The sequence below is a fragment of the Streptosporangium sp. NPDC001559 genome, from assembly GCF_042893955.1.
Lineage (GTDB): Bacteria > Actinomycetota > Actinomycetes > Streptosporangiales > Streptosporangiaceae > Streptosporangium.
Genome location: NZ_JBIAVG010000018.1, coordinates 74,946 through 90,847, shown reverse-complemented (window position 1 = coordinate 90,847; position 15,902 = coordinate 74,946). Strand labels below are relative to the sequence as shown.

Below are 15,902 nucleotides of genomic sequence, written 5' to 3'. Positions count from 1 at the left end.
CTTACATCGGTTCGGCCTGCTGGAGCTGATGTAGTAGATCAGCGATCTCGGCGGGGGTGACGTGCAGGGCGCCTGACCGGCCGGCGGACTGCATTGCCCGCATGCGCCTGTAAGACGACATCCGAGGCGAGGGCATGATCTCCAGTTCTCCGTCCGCTCCGGCCTTGGCGGCGTGGGCGCCTCGCAAGCCGATGATGGTGTAGCGGCCCCGGAGGAAGAACACCTCGTATCTCACTGTGGTGACCTGCGCCCCCATCAGCAGGTCGGCGCGGGCGTCGGCGAGGTCCGTCTCGGTGATGCGGTGGATCGTCGTGTCCCACCATGAGGGCTTGCTCACGTCCAGCAGGACGTCGCCGTATCGAAGCGCTGTCTTCGGGCGGGCGGCCTTGACTGCGGCGCGTAGTGCGCGCAGGTGTCGGGGGTCGGTGAAGGTGGAGATGTTGCTCTGTAGCCAGTAGGCGAACCAGATGCATGCGCTGGCGGTGATGACGGTCGGCCAGGCGCGGGGGCGGTTCATCCAGGAGGCCAGTCCTGCGAGTGCGAATAATGCCAGCGTGGTCGCTATGCGCCAGGTTATGGCGCGGGCCTGCCAGCCTTCGGAAAACGTCATTGGTTTCCTCGGTGGGGCAGTGGGATGGTGGCATTTACCGTAATACGGGCTCTCCGTAATGGGTAGCACGAAAAAGAGCCCTCGCCGTGGGGGCGAGGGCTCTCCGCTGAGCAGCTACTCGTCGAGCTCGACCTCGGCCGCCCGCAGCAGCGGCTCCACCTGCTCGCGGTACGGCTCCAGCACGGCGAGGGCATCCTGCAGGACGCTGTCGGGCATCGGGTCGTCGTCGGGTGTCATGCCGTTCATGGTCGCCCGGCCGGGTGATCGTGCGCAGGCGCGTCCCCCACGATCTGGTAGATGCGTCCGAGGCTGAGACCCCATCGCTCCGCCAGATCAGAGGGTGGCGCGCCGTCGACAGCCGCCTGACGGATTTGATCGTCTCGGTCATCGAGCCGGGTGACGAGCCGCTCACTTCGGGGACGAGGGCCTCGTCGGCGGGTGGGGCGGAACACTTCGAACGCAGGCATGATCCTCCTTCGTGGCCAGGGTACGGTCCGGCGACCGGGCAGGGCAGTCGGACAACAGGACGCCCCCGCCTCTACGGAGGACGGGGGCGCCCTGCTGTGCAAGCAGTTATCCGATCCGTGGGTGGCGGGCGGTGGTCTGGCGCCGGCTTGAGGTACGGCTGCCGCCGCGGTCGGCCTGGAAGGGCGAGCTGCCCACAGGGCGCAGCTCGAAGACGACACCCACCTCGCCGTCCCCGACGACGTCCTTCGGGCGGTTAGCGATCACGAGGTTCGGGCACTGCCGCAGCAGGGGCAGCAGGATGTCCATGACCTCGCTGACCGCCTCCTCGCTGGTGTCCACGACGCGTACTTGGACCATGATTCCTCCTTGTCAGACCCGACACAGGTTCACAGTGCGATGTTGCTGCGGGAATCGATCACGTTGAGCGCGGAGGGGTCCTCCCCGGTGGGGGTGATGAGGACCCACCAGTCAGGCTTGCTGTCGTCGTAGCCGATGGCGATCAGCCACGCGAGGACCTCCCAGCTCGCCTCCTTGGAGTGGGCGATCAGCCACTCCGGGAATTCCTGACCGCGGACGTTGGGACCGGCGTCGCAGTCGATGACTGACAGGGTGTATGTCGTGGGGTGCGTCCTCTCGGGGGTGAGGGGGGCGGGTCCGGCGGCTGACCGGAGCGGAACAGGGCGGTCCTGTCGCTTCTGGGGCAGGCGAATCTCGATGTAGACGCGGACCTGCCGACTGGCGCCCCGCATCGGGTAGGGGTCGGACACATCGATCACGTCGAAGGTCTGGGCGAGCAGGTCCACGGCCTGGGCGGTCTCGTCCGGCAGGCCGAGAAGGCGGATCTTCAAGGGATTCCCTCCAGAGGGAGATAGTCGGATCGTACGGCGGCCCGGTGACAGGCCGCCTCCAAGATCACGAAGGCGGCCCGATAATCGCGGTTATCAGGTGCTCTGGTTCAGATGACCGTTCAGGGTGGTGCGCTTCACGCCCAGCTCGTCGGCGATCTGCTGCACCGTCCACCGCCGTCGCCCGTCCTCGCCAACCTCTTCGTACATCGCCCGTGCCCGCTCCACCTGATACGGCCTCAGCTTCGGCTTGCGCCCGCCGGTCCGGCCGCGGGCGCGAGCAGCCGCCAGGCCGTCCATGGTGCGGGCCACGATCATGTCGCGCTCCCACTCGGCGAACGCGGCGAGGATGTGGAAGAAGAGGCGGCCCTCGGGCGTGGTGGTGTCGATGTTCTGGTCGAGCGCCCGAAGTCCGGCGCCAGCGGCTTGGACGCGGTCGGCGGTGTCCTTGAGCATCTTCACCGATCGGCCGATCCGGTCCAGCTTGGTGAAGACGAAGACGTCGCCCTGGCGGAGGGCGTCGAGCGCGCGGTCGAATTCGGGGCGGCTGGAGAGAGTTCCGCTGGCCTTGTCGATGTAGATGCGTTCGCACCCGGCGGCCGTCAGGCGGTCGTGCTGACTCTCGGGGTGTTGGTCGCGGGTGCTGACCCGCCCGTAGCCGATAAGCATGACGGGAAAGGCTCCTTTGGCGTCATAGATTTCCGTCACGGGTTTCCGTCATTCGGGACCTCGTGGAATGCGAAACGATCACTTGTGACGACAGACGATCGTTTGTCGACACAGTGCGGCCCGGTAGTCAGGCGGGGGCATACAGGCCGCGCTCCAGACGCTCGACGTCGCCGCGGTCGGCCAGGCCGCCGAGGGTGTTGCGCAGCCCGCCCAGCGAGACTTCCCGGCCTCCGTCGGCGTTGACGGCGTCGAGGATGTCGCCAGCAGCCATCGGGGCGTCGGCTGCGGCCAGGGCCGCCAGGATGCGATCCGCGAGGAGGCGCGTCTTGCCGGAGCCGCCCCCGCTTCCTCCTTCGGCCGTACCGCCTCCTGCACCTTGTCCGGCGGCCCCCTGCTGCTCCTCCGCTACGACCCGGCACAGCACGGCCATGGCGTCCGGGTCGTGGCGGGAGGCGTACGCCTCACCGGCCGCCGCCCACGACGCCTTCTCCAGGCGGGTGGGTTCCTCCGAGCCGTACAGGGCGAGAATCTCCGGGTCCAGGCCCGGCAGCGGGGCGATGGAGCCGATGCGTAGGTGCCGCATCATCGCGTTGGGTCGCGGACCCGACAGCAGGTAGCCGGTCCCCTGGGTGCCGGGGCCGTCTTCCTCGTCTTCTTCAGCGTCGACGTCGAACTGGGAACGCAGCTCGCGCACCTGGAGGGTTCTGGGGATGGGCTGGAGTTGGTCTCCTGCCGGCAGTAGCCCGTCGGCCACCAGCTGCCGCATCATGCTGGACGTCCAGCGAAGGAGGGTGACCCAGCCTTCCTTGAGCATGGCCCTGAGCGTGTCCGACCCGCCGAGTTCCTCCAGGTGGGATGCCTGTGCAGCGAGCCCGATGCCGACACCCACGCTCCGGCCGGTCCTGCCCAGTTCCTTGATCAGATAGGTGGCTTCGTCCCGGTAGGGCGCCCCCTTTTCCAGCAGACGGTTGGCCTCGTCGATGCGCACGTGCAGCAGTGGGTCGCCGCCGCCGAGGAGGAAGGCGTTGCGGCCGGCGGCGCTGTAGCGACGCATCCGTTCATGGGCAACCGCAACCCCCGCGCGCAGAATCAGGATCGCCGCCTCCTGGCTGGTGCCGTAGAAGTCGACGTGGTCGCGCGCCTCGGGGACCGATTGCCCCTCCTTGAGGTCGGCGAGCCAGCTCACGATCCCGTTGATCTTCTCGGCGACCAACTCCAACTGGAGTGCACGGCTCTTCCCGGCACCGGTGGTGCCGAACATCAGGAAGCGCTGGGCGCTGCCGGTGCTCGGGTCGAACAGCCTCTTCTTAGCCGGGCGGCCGTTGTGGTAGAGGCCCACGGTGATGCGGCCGTGCCGGTCCATCACCAGGTCCTCGCGGGTCACGGCCCGCACCGACGCGAGTGGGTTGGACGGGTAGACCGTGACGAGCGCGTGCCGGCCCCCGTCGGTTTCGACCGCTACCCGGGTGGGGTCGTCGATGCCCAGGGCCGAGCACAGCCGGGGAAGGTCGTAGCGGACGATCTGGCCTTGAGGCGCTTCCAGCGTCAGCTCGACCACCTCGTCGGTGGCGACGGCCAGGGTGCTCATGAGGTGCTCTCCTTCGTGTTCGCGGCTACGGGGGCGCCGGGGCGGCCGACACGGATACCGGTCAGCACCGCGCCGGGCATGGCGACGGGCGCGATCCGCTGCGCCCACACGGTGGCCGGGTCGAACTGCTCGGTGGCTTGGCCGATGGTCAGGCGCCGCACTCCCGCGCCGCGGCCCGGTACCGACGTGATCGCGATGTCGTCTTCGGGGAGGTCCATGAGGGCCGACAGGTGCCGGATGGAGATGTCCGGCACCGGTGTGCCCGGGGTCGTCGAGCGGATCATCGCCCGCATGGCCCGCTCCCCGGTGACCTCGATGCCCTCCAGGGCGGTGCCGGCCGCCGGACCACCCTCGCGGGCGACGTTCGCAGCCCACCAGCGGGCAGCGGGGTGGCTGCCGAGCGGCTCCTCCACCTCGTCCTCGTCGGCCGGGACGACCGGCGCGGGCAGCGGGGCGAGCATGCGGCGGGCGAGCTGGGCCGGGCGGACCACCCACGTCCAGACCGTCCAGGCGGCCAGCGCGAGGGCCTCACCCCAGTGTGGGCCGGGCACGATTCGCTCGGTGGCCAGCAGGACGGCCAAGCCCGCGCCGGGCATCAGGTACAGCACGCTGGCGGTGGCGCGCTGGTGCCCGACGGGGCGCCAGGCCCGCAGGGTCACCAGGCCCGCCAGGGTCGCCGCGGCGGTTGCGACAAGGGCCGGGCCGGTGACGGCCTGGTCGGCCAGCAGTCCGGCCCCGGCCAGTCCGGCGCCGGCCACGGTCGCGGCCCGGCCGGTGAAGTCCTGCAGGGCGGCCAGATGCCAGCGCGCTCGGTCCACCGCAGGCCAGGCGGGGACTTCGATGTCCACCTTCAACAGGGGGCGAGCCATCGTCATCTCCTCAGCGGTTTCCGTAGAACGCGGAGTGGGCCATCGGGACCGGCATCGCCCGCGCCGCCTCCGCGACGGGCCCGTACTCGGCCTCGTGCGTGGCGGAGGCGTTGGCGAAGCCAAGCGCAAGGTCCTCAGCTACGGCGGCCATCCGCTCCGCCTCGGCGAGGGCACGCCGCATGACGGCGGCGGCCTCCCGGTGCTCGGCCACCGTGTCGGGGTCGACCTCGAGGGCCGCCATCTGGTCGGCCAGCCGGTCGACGGAGGCCGAACAGCCCTCCACGTACGAGTACGCGGAGCGCACCTGATCGCCGAGTCTGCGCAGCTTGGCCCCGGCCAGCGCCAGCTGCAGCACGACGATGCCGTAGGCCACCACGTCCAGCACGCCGACCTCGGCGGCACCGGTCTCGCTTCGCTCCAGCTCTCCCATGTCTCCTGCTCCTACTCGTCGTGGTACGGACGTTCCGCCGGGCGGGCGTGACCCATGTCGCGGGTCACGTCGGCCAGGCCCTTGTGACGGGCTGCGGCGTTCGCCCCTGCGACGGAGATCGCCTCCGCCGCGGTGGGAAGGGTGGACGCGATGGACTGCGCGGCGATCCGGATTGTGTCGACCAGCTCCATGAGCCCCAGCACGTCGCTCTCCAAGCTGCCGGGCACCTTCAGGTCGATGACCTTCGCGCGAAGGGTTTCCAGGCGGGTCCTGAGCCGCTCGCAACCGTCTGCGGCACCCAACGCCGTAGCCACGCCGTCAGTGATCTCAGCCTCCATGTCAGCGTCGGCCTCGATGACGTCGTAGACGGTCAGGTCCACCTGCCCTCCGGAGGAGTACGGGGCCGTCCTGGCGAGTGTGCTCACGGGTGGTCCTTCCTGCTGCGCGGGCTGCGGCGGTTCGGGGTCGTCTGCGACGTTGACCGGAGGGCCCAGAGCGAGCCGTCCCGTCGGAGGCGCCCCGGTGACCGCCTCCGGGGTCCGCGGCGGCGGCGGGTCCGGGAAGATCTGCTCGGCCGTCCACGTCGTCTCCTGGGGCGCAGCTCCGGGGGGTGGTCTCATGCCGCCGGGCCCTGGAGGAGGCGGTGGCGGAGGAGGCGGGGAGGCCTCCGTCTGTTCCTCCTCCGGCGCCTCTGGCTGCGCCTCCTCCTGCTGCTCCGCCTCCTCCTCTTGGCCGTCCTCGTCCGCGGTCGGCTGCGTCGCCTCGGCGGCCGGGTCAGCGGCCGGATCTGGGGTGGCGCGGTTCTTCCAACGCTTCCACCAGCCGCCAAGGCGCCGCTTGACCTTCGAACCGCTCTTGCCACCGCTGCCGCCGTCGTCCGTGCGCTTCCAGCGCTTACGGCCGCTCTCCTCTTCGCCCTTCTTCGGGGCCTTCCAGGTCAGCTTGCGGGCGAGGGGGCGCTGGACCGCCTTGGGCTTGGCGGTGCTGTCCTTGCCGGGCTGCTTGGGCTTAGGCGCCTGGCCGTCACCGTCGCCCTTCTTGCGGCGGCGGAGCTTCTTCGCCGCCTCCCAGGCCGTCTTGCCGCCCTTGGCAGCCTTGGGGACGGCCTTGCCGCCCGGGGTCTTCTTGCCGCCCTCCGGTCCCTTACGGGACCCGCCTCCCGATCCGCCGAGGCCCTTTCCGGACCGGGGCTTGGTGCCCGCGCCGAGGCCGGACGGGCTGCGCGAGGACTTCGGGGATTTGCCCTTCGGGGAACCGCCCAGAGACTTCAGGCCCGAAGGGCTCTTGAGCCCCCCATTCCGTGACCCTCGGCCACCACCAGCTCCGGAGCCGGAGCCGCCAGCGGACGTCTTGCCCGCGTGGTCGCGACCCCGATCCGTGCGTCCCTTACGGTCCTGTGCCCGCTGCCAGATCGCCCGCGCGGCGGCCACTCCGAGGGCCGTCATCAGCGCCACGGCGACCGCCAGGGTCTCGCTGATGGTCGGGGACTCGGGGTCTGCGGGCGTCGGCAAGACGAGCTCGCCATCGCCCTGGCCCTCGTCGTCGACGGGCATAGGGAGGGGCGGCGCGCTCGGCGCAGGCAGAGGAGGCCGCATGCCGGTAGGCGCCGGAAGGCTCGGCAGGGCGACCTCGACGTCGTCCCGATCGTCACTGACCGTAGGCGGAGCCGCAGGGAGCGCCGGGGGGTCGGGGCGGAGAGCAGGCGGCATCGAGGGCGGAAGAGGCGGCGGAGCCGAGGCGCCCCGGGGCCGTAAAATGATCACATTTTCGGTGTCGTCAGACACAGCTTCTCCTCTTGACGCCAGACGCTCGATATGGGATTCGCGCGCGCGTGCGTCCGCGCGCGTCCGCGTCCGCGCGTCCGCATAATGCGCGCGCGAGGCCGCCAGAGCCGATGATGAACATGAACATGAGCTCACCCACCGCCATGCAGGTTCTGCAGCGTCCGCGCCAGATCAGACCAACCTTCATCGCCATCCTGATCACCGGCCACGGCGCGGGCCCGGTCCCACCAGGCCAGCGCGACGACCTTCGGGGACGCGCCGTACAGCGCGGCCAGCCGTGACTCCCAGTGATGGAGCTGGCTGGCCGCACGCCGGGTACCACCCGGCTTGAAACGGGAGCAGAACACCTCCAACGTCGCGGCGAGGGCGGTCCACCTGGTGTGGTCGCCGCGGCGGGCCTGGGCGGCGGCGAGGGCGCGCACCTGGTCGCCCCAAGCCAAGGCGACCCCCTTCGGGCCCAGCGTGAGGTGCTGCTCACGCCGGGCCGCCCAGTGCCGGGCGCGGGCGTCGACGCTGGTCTTCGCGAGCGTTCGGTAGGTCACGGCTCTCCTCTCATGCCGACCGGTCGCGGCGGATCAGGTCCATGAAGTCCGTCTCGGCCGGTGCCGGTGCGCGGGGTTCGGCCCTCGGCGCCGGCCGCCGGGCGGGCGCCGAGCCGCGGGTGAGAGCCGCCTGCTGCTGGGCGGCGGCCTGCTTGGCCTCGGCTCGCGCGGCGGGGATCTCGTGCCGCTGCCTGCGGTGCTGGGCCGCGAGCTCGAAGGTCAGCTTCACCGCCTCCTCCAGGTGCTCCTGGAGCTTGGCGAACGGCGCGCACGTCCGGTGGTGCCGCCACCACGCCTCGAACGACCCGTACTCGGAGGGCGGGTTGGCCCGCCACATCGCCTCGGCGTCCCGACGGATGCGAGCCACGTAGTCCACGTACTGCGCCAGGCCGCCTCGGAGCTGGGTGGAGAACGCCTCCACCATCTCCGGGCGGTCCAGCATCTCTCCGGACCATCCCGACTTCTCGCTCATGACGCGCCTCCGAAGATGATCAGGGTGGCCGCGTTGATGGCCAGGTGGATGGTGTTGTCGACCACGATGAGCAGCGCGGTCGCCAGGCCCGCGGGCGTCCCGGCAGGAAAGCCCTGGTTGTCAGCGGCTTCCTTCCAGGGGGTTCGGCTGGCCCGGGGGGCGATGAGGTTCTTCGCCCAGATCACGTACTTGGCGGCGCGGTAGTGGTCCAGGACGACGTGCGTCCCGCCGATGATCAGCAGCGCCCACGGCGATCGCGTGATCAGCAGGAACGGCAGCGTGTACATCACGCCGTGCACGACGGCCGGCCACCACCTCTTGACCTTCTCCGTCGCCATCCAATGCGACTGGAACACGTAGTCGCCCGCCAGGTGCGCGATGAACGCCTCAGCCAGCATCACGCCTCACCACCCGTCGAGCCACTGTGGTGGGAGCCGTTGACCGACGCCGTCGCCGACTCGGCCAGGACCTGACCCATGAGCCATTCGCCGGGGTTGGCCGGCGGGAACATGTGGTCGATCGCCGCCTCCTCGCCGGACGCGGCGGGAGGCTTCGGCAGCGGTACGGGCAGGGGCTGCGCGGTGGCCGGTTCGGCCTCCTGCTCGGGTTCGGCGGCGGCCTGCTCGGTGCGCTCCCGGTCCACCTCGGCGATGATCTCCTTGGCCTCGCCGACCTCGATCCCCCACCGGTTCGACAGGGGTCTCCAGCCGATCCGCTTGCAGCCGGGCTTGAGGCTGTCTTCGTAGGCCAGCCGTGCCGCTTCGAACCGGTCCAGCGGCACCACCCGTTCCACCACGGTGACCGTCTCGACGACCGTCTCCGGCTGGCACACGTGCTCTTCCACCGGCTCGGAAACCGGCGTCTCCTCGACGGCCACGGCGGCGCGGCGGGCGGTGCGCACCAGCCACATCAGCAGCTCGTACGCGCCGACGAATGCCACCGGTGCGAGGGCGCTGAGCAGGCGTGATCCTGTTCCACCATGCCAGCCGTGTGCCACGTTCGCCACCAGAGTGACGGTGCAGCCGAGGATGAGGGCGAGCCACGCACCGGCTGGAACGGGCATCCGTCGGCGCGAGCAGTAGACCATCACCAGCGACGCCATGACGATGACGCCGTCGGACATGGCCGGGTACAGGATCGCCATGTCGCGGCGTTCTCCGAGTGCGATGGCCAGGCCGTAGAAGTGGTGGTACGACACGTAGGCCGCGGCGGCGGCGACGGCGAGCAGGATGGTGATGGCGACGCCGCGGATGACGCGGTCAGCCATGATGCTTGTACCGGTCTGGTCGTGTGTCGCGGGGGCCGTCTGGGGGTGGTTCTGGGGCGTGGCCGCAGGGCGGCGCCGGAGCGTGGTCAGCAGTCGGTGGGCGCGCTGTCCCAGCGTGGCCGGTCGGGGTTCCGTAAGGTCGTGCATCACACAGTCCTTGTCCTGGTACGGGTGCGGGGTTGAGGTCCCGGGCCGCGTCTTCACCGCGGCCCGGGATCGACGTCAGTCCGGGAGGACGTGGCAGCCGAGGGCGTGGATCTGCGCGCCCTCGGGCTTGCTGAAGACGCGTTCGGCATCGCAGCCGGTGCAGTCGTAGTGGCCGTACACGCCCTCGGCGCCGTCCCGCTCCCAGCGGACTCCAGCGCCGCCGGGGGTGTTCCAGTTCATGACGTTTTTCATGGGTGGTCCTTTCAGGTCCGGGCGCACCCGGCCGGTTGGGCCGGTCGCGACCCGCAGCAGGTGGTCAGGCGGGGGCGAGGGCGGTGGAGCGGCTCTCCTTGACGAGGTCCTTGAAGTCGGAGCCCGGCCGGAATCTGGGCGCCCAGGACTCGGCGACCTTGATCTCGGCGCCGTTCTGCGGGTTCCTCGCGGTGCGGGCGGGCTTGTGCACCGCCTCGAACGAGCCGAAGCCGGTGATGGCGACCTTGTCGCCAGTGGCGGTGGCCAGCTGCACGGCGTCGAGGATTCCGCCGAGGACCTGGGCGACGACGTCCTTGGTGACGCCGGTGTGCTCGGCAACGGTGTCGATGAGCTCGCGCTTGTTCATGAGGCTCTCCTTGATGAGGGCGCGTGCGGCGCCGATGGTTGGAGCTGTTGCTCCGTGTCCGCCCAGGGCTTGCACCTGGGTGCCTGCTGGCCGGACTGGGCGCTACTTGATGAGCGCGTTCAGGAGTGCGATCAGGCCGACGTTGGCGAGGATGAACACCAGCGCGAACGTGATCATGTTGAAAGCGGTAGGACGACGCATGGTCATCTCCTTCGTGGGTGGTGGAGCGCTCTGCTCCGGACTCCCGCCCAGCCCTGCTGGGCGGGATCCGCAACCTCAGCGGGTCACCAGATGAACAGGGACAGGCGACCGGCGGGATGTTGGGTCTCGCCGTCCCAGTACGCGACCTCCAGGTCCTTGATCTGGGCGTAGCTGTCGGGTTCGTTGCCGTCGTCCTCGCCCCGCAGGACCGGGGTGTTGTCGGGCAGGTGGTCGATCTTGGCGAGGGCGGCCCGTAGGCGGCCGAGGGTTAGGCCGTCGCCGATGCTGGTGTGGTTCTCCATGTGGGTCTCCTCGGGAGTGGGGAGCGTCTGCTCCGGGCACCCGCCCAGCTGAGGGAGGCTGGGCGAGCACCCGCACAGTGCGCTACTCCTCGTCGTCGGAGGTGTCGTCCTGCGTGGTGGTCGGGGTCTTCGCCATGGCGCTGTCCAGGGCGTTCATGGCGACGAGCGCGGCGGCGAGCCGCTCAGCGGGGGTCATCGCGCCGCCTCCCTCTGGATCAGGGGGCGGTGGACGTCCCGGTGGGTGACGGCGGCGGTGACGTGGATTCGCCTGAGGACGTCGGCCACCGCCTCGGCGAGCGCGACGGACCGATGCCGGCCGCCGACACAGCCGATGGCGATCTGCACGGGCCGCCGCCTGTCGGGGGTGTCGAGGGCGACGCGCATGCCGAGCGCGGCGGAGGCGAAGCCGCGGACGCCGGAGATCGCGCCGCGAGTGGCAAGGACGTGCTCCTGGACCGCCTTGTCGAGACCGGTCATCTGCCTCATCGCGGGGTCGACGTGCGGGTCGCGGAGGGAGGTGCGGACGTCCCATGTCAGGTCCGCCTGGGGCGGGGCGTCGTGGCCGTAGCCGAAGCTCACGATCTCAACCTCGGGGGTCACTTCGTCCTCCCGGCGATGGCCTTCCAGCGCGGGTCGTGGGCCGTCGTGATGTAGTCCCTCAGCTCGTCGATGGGGAGGGAGTCGTCGCGGGTGCTCTCCTGCTCCTGCGGGTCGTCGCTGCCGCAGTCGTCGCACTCGTCGATGTGCTCGATCAGCTGGTCGCGGGTCTTCTCGTTGACGTCGAAGTCCGGGGAGAGGGTGGTCACTTCTTGCCCCCCGTGGTGCAGTTGTCGCAGGTGCAACCGCTGGTGGTGAACGCGGGCTTGGGTGCGCACATGGTGGTGCGGGCGGTGGTGGCGGCGACGCTCTTGGTGACGGTCTTGGTGATGTCGGCGGCCTTGGTGGCGAGGGCGCGCTCCACGGCGTCCCGCCTCTGCTGGGGGCTCACAGCGCACCTCCCGCCATCTCGTACGGCCTGCTCAGTGCGTCGGCGACGAGCGGCAGCGTGGCGACGTCGAGGACGTTGAGGACGTCGCTCCAGTCGGCGGAGGCCTGGGGGGTGAGGTCCATGACGCGGGTCTGGGTGTCGACGTCGTAGAAGACGCGGACGGTGGGGTCGCCCAGGTCTCCGCTGGCGGCCTGGCCCTGGAGGAGGTGGATGGTGAGGGCGGGCGGTCCGGCGATCACGAGGAGGTCGCTGCGGTGGATGCGGCTGCCGGTGGGGGCGTGGGTGGTGCGGCACCAGGAGGGGCAGGCGTTCATGCGGCTACCGCCGTCCTGGCTGCGGCGACCTGGGCGAGCAGGGAGTAGGCGAGCTGTTCGGCGGCGGCGATGGTGAGGTCGGGCTCGTTGGTGAACACCCAGATTCGGGTGTCTTCGGCGTCCTGCACCATGACGGTCTGGCCGTGGGAGGTGATGACGCGGTTGCGGCACTGGGCGTCGTCGGGGCCGCCGGAGTGGTGGTCGGTGCACCACGGCTGGCACTGGGTCTGCGGCTTGAGCGCGGTACGCTCGTGCACGGGTCTTCCTTCCTGTTGGGCAGGTGGGTGGGCTTAGGGCTCGTCCGGCGTTGCAGTCGCCAGGACGGGCCCGTTTTCGTTCCGGGGGGAGTCGGCGAGGGCCTCGACGTAGGCCCGAAGGAAGCGAAAGTCTCGGCCGCCGGGCGTTCGGCTGGCCGTGAGCTTGCCGTCGCGGACCCAGATCCGGACGGTCTTCGGATGGACGTCGAACAAGTCCGCCACCTCGGTGACGTTCATCAGCGACGACTTGCGCTGGCGAACGACGGGGTCGGCGCTCACGAGACACCTCCAATTCGGACATAGAGGAATGCGGGACCAAGCGGAGACTCGCAAGGTCTTTCTGAGTCCGACTGTAGTACTGTGACGGCATGCTGACAAGGTTCTTCGCATGGAACGCCGCTATGGATGGCTTTGTTGCCCTGCGGTTAGGGTGGCATGGTCACCTAAACCGAGCGGAGACGACCTGCTATGAAGCCGGACACCAGATCCCAGGTCGAGAAGATCGCAGCTACCCTACGAGCGCAGATCATGGCCGGACTCCTCCCGGCTGGCCACCAGCTCACATCCATCCCTCGGCTCGCCGAGGAATACGGCGCTTCGACCACCACTATCCAGAGCGCCCTGAGAACCCTGAAGGCGGAAGGCTTCCTACTCAGCCGCGCCGGGGCCGGCGTCTACGTGCGCGAGGGCAACCCCTTCACAGTGCGAGCCGCGGCCTACTTCAACCCGGCGGATCGAGGCGTGACGTACAAGCTGCTGGACGTGGCGGATGGTCCGGCTCCGGTCGACGTAGCCGCCGCTCTGGGCGAGGACCTGGCCGTGTGCCGGTGTCGCCTCATGCTCCGGGGGGAGACGCCGGTCGAGCTGTCGCGCTCGTACTACCCGGCGTCCATCGCGGACGGGACGGTGCTGGCTGGGCGGGGGAAGATTCGGGGCGGTGCTCCAGCGGCGCTCGCCGAGCTGGGCTACCCGGAGCGGGGGTGGACAGACCGGATTTCCACCCGGCCGCCGACCCCCGAGGAGGCGGAGGTCCTGGAGATCCCGCAGGGAGTACCGGTACTGCGTCAGTTCCGCACGGTGCATACCGACGGAGAGCGGCCAGTAGAGGTTTCCGTGCTGATCAAGCCCGGACACCTGTATGAGCTGGAGTATCAGCAGACGGTGGATTCAGCCTGACAAAAGCGGGCCTGCCCGGTGCGGTCAACACCGGGACAGGCCCTTGATCACCATCCTGACTCAACCAGGAGGAGACCCAGTGGGCACGATATCGTGCGCGCCCGCGCGTGTTGGCACGCGTCCAGGCGGTGACGCCCGATGAGGATTCGACGTTCCCGGCTCACGGCCGACTTCGTCCAGGTTCCCAACCAGGCGGCCCGCGACGAGCGCCTGGGCTACATGGCGCGCGGCGTCCTCGTTGAACTGCTGAGCCGCCCCGACGGATGGGAGGCAACCGCCGACGATCTGTGGCGCCGCGCCCAGGAAGAACGGGGGCCATCCAGCGAGAGCCGCCGCGACCTCCGAGCGGCATTCGCCGAACTGAAGGCGGCGGGGTACCTCGTTGCCTCCCGGGAGCGCCTGGCGTCCGGCCGCTTCGGGACGGTCCTCACTCTCTACGACGTTCCCGCAGCTCACACCGACGTACCGGCATCTGGTACGTCGGCGCGAACTGGAGAGACGAACGTTTCCGCAGGTCGCACCGACGTACCAGCGTGTGGCACGTCGGTGCCGCCTGCCGACGTACCAGCGTGTGGTACGTCGGAGCCACCAGGAGAAACGAGTGTCTTCCCAGGTCGCACCGACGTACCGCCAGGTGGCATCCTGGTGCGACCTGCGGAAACACCTATTTCCCCAGGTCGCACCGACGTACCACACGCTGGTACGTCTAATAAGAAAACGGGTTTAGAAAACAGAGAAGAAAACTCTCTCAGCGCGCCCGCGCAACAGATCATGCGCGCCGTCGAGGCGACCGCCGATGAGGCGAGAGAGATGATCCGGATCCTTGAGACGGACAATCCCAAGATCGAAACACTTTCCGCATACCTCGCCAGGATGGCCGGGAACGGCACCCTGGCCCTCCTCCGGGACCGAGTCCGGGCCGGAGAGCGCGCGGCCGTACCGCGCGAGACGCCGATCCCGCCGCCCGCCTCCGCCGTGCTCGCCCAGCGCCGCACCTCCGCCGCCCCGCCCGAGGAGCGAGACGAGGAGCTGACGGACCGCGAGAAGGCCATCGCCCACGCTCGGGGCCGGGTCGGCCATAGCACGCCCAAGGCCCGGCTGGTCGTACCCGAACAGGCCGAGCCTGCGGAAGTCGCCGAGGCCCGTGCTGGCCTTGCCCGGCATGGTGATTTCGGCCGGTGGATGGACGCCGCCTACGGCAAACTTGGCCCTGACGCTCACCGCGACGAGGTCGTGATCCTCGCCAACCAGCTCGCCCAAGCCCACCGAACCCCCGCCAAGGAGAAGGCATGACTGCCTGCATGTGCGAAGCCCACGCTCACGACCCTGGCCTTAGCCCCTGCGAGACTCACACCCCCGAGACGTTCGCCGCCTGGCTCACGGAAAAGGCCCCTCGTGTCGCCGCTGCCAGAGCGGCCGGCGACCCGCTGGCCGATCTTTACCCCCTGCCTGAGCGGGCCGCCGACGTGGCCGAACTTGCAAACCTGCGTGCCGCTCTCTCTGAACCTGCCCACGAACTCCTCGAAACCGAGTGGGACCTGGTGAACGGGCACGGCGAGCAATGGCCCCACGCGAACGAATTCGCCCTGGCCGCCCGGGACTCCTGGCAAGACATGGTCCCGGTCTACGAGCGCAACGTTCTACGCGAGGAACTGGCATCCGCAACGATCGGCGACTACCCGATCGACGACCGCGAACTCGGCCGCTCCGGCCTTCGAGTGGCCACCTCAGAGGAACTTCTGGAGGAGGCCGACGAACTGGCCGTGCTCGTCCAGCACGCCCAGGCGATGGAGCGGATGCTCCGCGATCATGCTGCTGGCCGGGCCACCACGGTCGCTGACTACTGTTGAGCCAGCCGCATCAGTTGGAGGAGACACTCGGGGATGGGGAACCGCTCGGGGTGGGGGACTGGGGCGGCGCGGGCATCTGCCCGGGGACGGGCTTCGGCAGGCCGGACACGCAGCTGTCGACGAAGAACGTTTGCACCTGAGTCATCCACTCCTGCGACAGGCCGTCAGTTACCTCGTCCCTTGGAAGGTCGTCGTTCAGCCCCTCATAGGCGGTCGTGCAGCGCTTGGCGTCAATGGCCGCACCCTGGCTGGCCAGGAGGTTGTGTATTTCGACACCACGCTTGGCAACTGTGCGGAGGTAGGCCATCTTCTCGTCGTATGACGCAACTGAACACGCGGTCGAGGAAAAGAAGAGCAGGCCAAGAGCGATAGCGCTGGGGATCCGTCGGGAATCGTTCACCACGTCATGGTGATCGCGCAATGGCGGATTGCAATGGGCTTCCTGCAAGTCGTCCGGATGCGGTCACACTCTGTCCGCATGCCTCGGTGAGGCTTTCCCCTTGC

At 69.5% G+C, this 15,902-nt stretch carries 26 protein-coding genes; 3 read left to right on the top strand and 23 right to left on the bottom strand.

Annotated features, from left to right (window positions below; all coding sequences use genetic code 11):
* Nucleotide 1 precedes the first annotated feature (1 nt).
* From ACFYY8_RS33510 to ACFYY8_RS33405, 22 genes are all read right to left on the bottom strand, one after another.
* Nucleotides 2–610: a hypothetical protein gene (locus tag ACFYY8_RS33510; protein ID WP_390047995.1), complete on the bottom strand. Its 609-nt coding sequence runs from the start codon at nucleotides 608–610 to the stop codon at nucleotides 2–4.
* Between the two features lie 114 nt (nucleotides 611–724).
* On the bottom strand, nucleotides 725–847 hold the full coding sequence (locus ACFYY8_RS33505; protein WP_390047993.1) for a hypothetical protein: 123 nt from the start codon (nucleotides 845–847) through the stop codon (nucleotides 725–727).
* Between the two features lie 336 nt (nucleotides 848–1,183).
* On the bottom strand, nucleotides 1,184–1,435 hold the full coding sequence (locus ACFYY8_RS33500; RefSeq protein WP_390047991.1) for a hypothetical protein: 252 nt from the start codon (nucleotides 1,433–1,435) through the stop codon (nucleotides 1,184–1,186).
* Between the two features lie 29 nt (nucleotides 1,436–1,464).
* Complete coding sequence (locus ACFYY8_RS33495; protein ID WP_390047989.1) at nucleotides 1,465–1,926, bottom strand: hypothetical protein; 462 nt, start codon at nucleotides 1,924–1,926, stop codon at nucleotides 1,465–1,467.
* Nucleotides 1,927–2,019: 93 nt separating this feature from the next.
* Entirely contained in the window at nucleotides 2,020–2,631 is a 612-nt protein-coding gene (locus ACFYY8_RS33490; RefSeq protein ID WP_390047987.1) for a recombinase family protein, read from the bottom strand.
* Between the two features lie 88 nt (nucleotides 2,632–2,719).
* Complete coding sequence (locus ACFYY8_RS33485) at nucleotides 2,720–4,180, bottom strand: hypothetical protein (protein ID WP_390047985.1); 1,461 nt, start codon at nucleotides 4,178–4,180, stop codon at nucleotides 2,720–2,722.
* Nucleotides 4,177–5,049 carry a hypothetical protein gene (locus ACFYY8_RS33480; RefSeq protein WP_390047983.1) on the bottom strand — a complete coding sequence of 291 codons (873 nt, stop codon included), beginning with the start codon at nucleotides 5,047–5,049 and terminating at the stop codon, nucleotides 4,177–4,179. The genes ACFYY8_RS33485 and ACFYY8_RS33480 overlap by 4 nt, the downstream gene beginning before the upstream one ends.
* 10 nt (nucleotides 5,050–5,059) lie before the next feature.
* Nucleotides 5,060–5,479 (bottom strand): hypothetical protein, encoded by a 420-nt coding sequence (locus ACFYY8_RS33475; protein ID WP_390047981.1) that lies wholly within the window; start codon nucleotides 5,477–5,479, stop codon nucleotides 5,060–5,062.
* 11 nt (nucleotides 5,480–5,490) lie between these two features.
* Nucleotides 5,491–6,990 (bottom strand): hypothetical protein, encoded by a 1,500-nt coding sequence (locus ACFYY8_RS33470; protein ID WP_390047978.1) that lies wholly within the window; start codon nucleotides 6,988–6,990, stop codon nucleotides 5,491–5,493.
* A gap of 404 nt (nucleotides 6,991–7,394) precedes the next feature.
* Nucleotides 7,395–7,805 (bottom strand): hypothetical protein, encoded by a 411-nt coding sequence (locus ACFYY8_RS33465; protein ID WP_390047976.1) that lies wholly within the window; start codon nucleotides 7,803–7,805, stop codon nucleotides 7,395–7,397.
* A gap of 10 nt (nucleotides 7,806–7,815) precedes the next feature.
* Entirely contained in the window at nucleotides 7,816–8,277 is a 462-nt protein-coding gene (locus tag ACFYY8_RS33460; RefSeq protein ID WP_390047974.1) for a hypothetical protein, read from the bottom strand.
* Nucleotides 8,274–8,675 carry a DUF3307 domain-containing protein gene (locus tag ACFYY8_RS33455; RefSeq protein WP_390048235.1) on the bottom strand — a complete coding sequence of 134 codons (402 nt, stop codon included), beginning with the start codon at nucleotides 8,673–8,675 and terminating at the stop codon, nucleotides 8,274–8,276. The genes ACFYY8_RS33460 and ACFYY8_RS33455 overlap by 4 nt, the downstream gene beginning before the upstream one ends.
* Nucleotides 8,675–9,691, bottom strand: coding sequence for a DUF2637 domain-containing protein (locus ACFYY8_RS33450; protein WP_390047972.1), 1,017 nt, complete (start codon nucleotides 9,689–9,691; stop codon nucleotides 8,675–8,677). Before ACFYY8_RS33450 ends, ACFYY8_RS33455 begins: the two co-directional genes overlap by 1 nt.
* 75 nt (nucleotides 9,692–9,766) lie before the next feature.
* Nucleotides 9,767–9,943, bottom strand: a complete 177-nt coding sequence (locus tag ACFYY8_RS33445) for a hypothetical protein (protein WP_390047970.1) — start codon at nucleotides 9,941–9,943, stop codon at nucleotides 9,767–9,769.
* 64 nt (nucleotides 9,944–10,007) lie between these two features.
* A complete protein-coding gene (locus tag ACFYY8_RS33440; protein ID WP_390047967.1) occupies nucleotides 10,008–10,310 on the bottom strand; it encodes an HU family DNA-binding protein in 303 nt (100 codons plus the stop codon).
* Between the two features lie 284 nt (nucleotides 10,311–10,594).
* A complete protein-coding gene (locus tag ACFYY8_RS33435) occupies nucleotides 10,595–10,813 on the bottom strand; it encodes a hypothetical protein (RefSeq protein ID WP_390047965.1) in 219 nt (72 codons plus the stop codon).
* Between the two features lie 192 nt (nucleotides 10,814–11,005).
* A complete protein-coding gene (locus ACFYY8_RS33430; protein ID WP_390047964.1) occupies nucleotides 11,006–11,413 on the bottom strand; it encodes an ATPase in 408 nt (135 codons plus the stop codon).
* Entirely contained in the window at nucleotides 11,410–11,619 is a 210-nt protein-coding gene (locus ACFYY8_RS33425) for a hypothetical protein (RefSeq protein WP_390047962.1), read from the bottom strand. Before ACFYY8_RS33425 ends, ACFYY8_RS33430 begins: the two co-directional genes overlap by 4 nt.
* On the bottom strand, nucleotides 11,616–11,801 hold the full coding sequence (locus ACFYY8_RS33420; RefSeq protein ID WP_390047960.1) for a hypothetical protein: 186 nt from the start codon (nucleotides 11,799–11,801) through the stop codon (nucleotides 11,616–11,618). Before ACFYY8_RS33420 ends, ACFYY8_RS33425 begins: the two co-directional genes overlap by 4 nt.
* Nucleotides 11,798–12,115, bottom strand: coding sequence for a hypothetical protein (locus ACFYY8_RS33415; RefSeq protein WP_390047958.1), 318 nt, complete (start codon nucleotides 12,113–12,115; stop codon nucleotides 11,798–11,800). Before ACFYY8_RS33415 ends, ACFYY8_RS33420 begins: the two co-directional genes overlap by 4 nt.
* Nucleotides 12,112–12,372, bottom strand: coding sequence for a hypothetical protein (locus ACFYY8_RS33410; RefSeq protein WP_390047956.1), 261 nt, complete (start codon nucleotides 12,370–12,372; stop codon nucleotides 12,112–12,114). Before ACFYY8_RS33410 ends, ACFYY8_RS33415 begins: the two co-directional genes overlap by 4 nt.
* 33 nt (nucleotides 12,373–12,405) lie before the next feature.
* Entirely contained in the window at nucleotides 12,406–12,651 is a 246-nt protein-coding gene (locus tag ACFYY8_RS33405) for a helix-turn-helix domain-containing protein (protein ID WP_390047954.1), read from the bottom strand.
* A 189-nt stretch (nucleotides 12,652–12,840) separates the two neighbouring features.
* Between ACFYY8_RS33405 and ACFYY8_RS33400 the strand changes: the two genes are divergently transcribed.
* The 3 genes from ACFYY8_RS33400 to ACFYY8_RS33390 all read left to right on the top strand — a co-directional run bounded on the left by ACFYY8_RS33400 (nucleotide 12,841) and on the right by ACFYY8_RS33390 (nucleotide 15,398).
* On the top strand, nucleotides 12,841–13,548 hold the full coding sequence (locus ACFYY8_RS33400; protein ID WP_390047952.1) for a GntR family transcriptional regulator: 708 nt from the start codon (nucleotides 12,841–12,843) through the stop codon (nucleotides 13,546–13,548).
* 771 nt (nucleotides 13,549–14,319) lie between these two features.
* Nucleotides 14,320–14,841, top strand: coding sequence for a hypothetical protein (locus tag ACFYY8_RS33395; RefSeq protein WP_390047950.1), 522 nt, complete (start codon nucleotides 14,320–14,322; stop codon nucleotides 14,839–14,841).
* Entirely contained in the window at nucleotides 14,838–15,398 is a 561-nt protein-coding gene (locus tag ACFYY8_RS33390) for a hypothetical protein (RefSeq protein WP_390047948.1), read from the top strand. The genes ACFYY8_RS33395 and ACFYY8_RS33390 overlap by 4 nt, the downstream gene beginning before the upstream one ends.
* A 10-nt stretch (nucleotides 15,399–15,408) precedes the next feature.
* Here the strand turns inward: ACFYY8_RS33390 and ACFYY8_RS33385 are convergent, their stop codons facing one another.
* Complete coding sequence (locus tag ACFYY8_RS33385; protein ID WP_390047946.1) at nucleotides 15,409–15,798, bottom strand: hypothetical protein; 390 nt, start codon at nucleotides 15,796–15,798, stop codon at nucleotides 15,409–15,411.
* Between the last annotated feature and the right edge of the window lie 104 nt (nucleotides 15,799–15,902).

Excerpts from the sequence above, each read along its gene's own strand:
- ACFYY8_RS33510 (WP_390047995.1), bottom strand. The coding sequence starts at position 610 with ATGACGTTTTCCGAAGGCTGGCAGGCCCGCGCCATAACCTGGCGCATA.
- ACFYY8_RS33505 (WP_390047993.1), bottom strand. The coding sequence starts at position 847 with ATGACACCCGACGACGACCCGATGCCCGACAGCGTCCTGCAGGATGCC.
- ACFYY8_RS33500 (WP_390047991.1), bottom strand. The coding sequence starts at position 1,435 with ATGGTCCAAGTACGCGTCGTGGACACCAGCGAGGAGGCGGTCAGCGAG.
- ACFYY8_RS33485 (WP_390047985.1), bottom strand. The coding sequence starts at position 4,180 with ATGAGCACCCTGGCCGTCGCCACCGACGAGGTGGTCGAGCTGACGCTG.
- ACFYY8_RS33480 (WP_390047983.1), bottom strand. The coding sequence starts at position 5,049 with ATGGCTCGCCCCCTGTTGAAGGTGGACATCGAAGTCCCCGCCTGGCCT.
- ACFYY8_RS33475 (WP_390047981.1), bottom strand. The coding sequence starts at position 5,479 with ATGGGAGAGCTGGAGCGAAGCGAGACCGGTGCCGCCGAGGTCGGCGTG.
- ACFYY8_RS33460 (WP_390047974.1), bottom strand. The coding sequence starts at position 8,277 with ATGAGCGAGAAGTCGGGATGGTCCGGAGAGATGCTGGACCGCCCGGAG.
- ACFYY8_RS33455 (WP_390048235.1), bottom strand. The coding sequence starts at position 8,675 with ATGCTGGCTGAGGCGTTCATCGCGCACCTGGCGGGCGACTACGTGTTC.
- ACFYY8_RS33450 (WP_390047972.1), bottom strand. The coding sequence starts at position 9,691 with ATGCACGACCTTACGGAACCCCGACCGGCCACGCTGGGACAGCGCGCC.
- ACFYY8_RS33445 (WP_390047970.1), bottom strand. The coding sequence starts at position 9,943 with ATGAAAAACGTCATGAACTGGAACACCCCCGGCGGCGCTGGAGTCCGC.
- ACFYY8_RS33440 (WP_390047967.1), bottom strand. The coding sequence starts at position 10,310 with ATGAACAAGCGCGAGCTCATCGACACCGTTGCCGAGCACACCGGCGTC.
- ACFYY8_RS33435 (WP_390047965.1), bottom strand. The coding sequence starts at position 10,813 with ATGGAGAACCACACCAGCATCGGCGACGGCCTAACCCTCGGCCGCCTA.
- ACFYY8_RS33415 (WP_390047958.1), bottom strand. The coding sequence starts at position 12,115 with ATGAACGCCTGCCCCTCCTGGTGCCGCACCACCCACGCCCCCACCGGC.
- ACFYY8_RS33400 (WP_390047952.1), top strand. The coding sequence starts at position 12,841 with ATGAAGCCGGACACCAGATCCCAGGTCGAGAAGATCGCAGCTACCCTA.
- ACFYY8_RS33395 (WP_390047950.1), top strand. The coding sequence starts at position 14,320 with ATGCGCGCCGTCGAGGCGACCGCCGATGAGGCGAGAGAGATGATCCGG.
- ACFYY8_RS33390 (WP_390047948.1), top strand. The coding sequence starts at position 14,838 with ATGACTGCCTGCATGTGCGAAGCCCACGCTCACGACCCTGGCCTTAGC.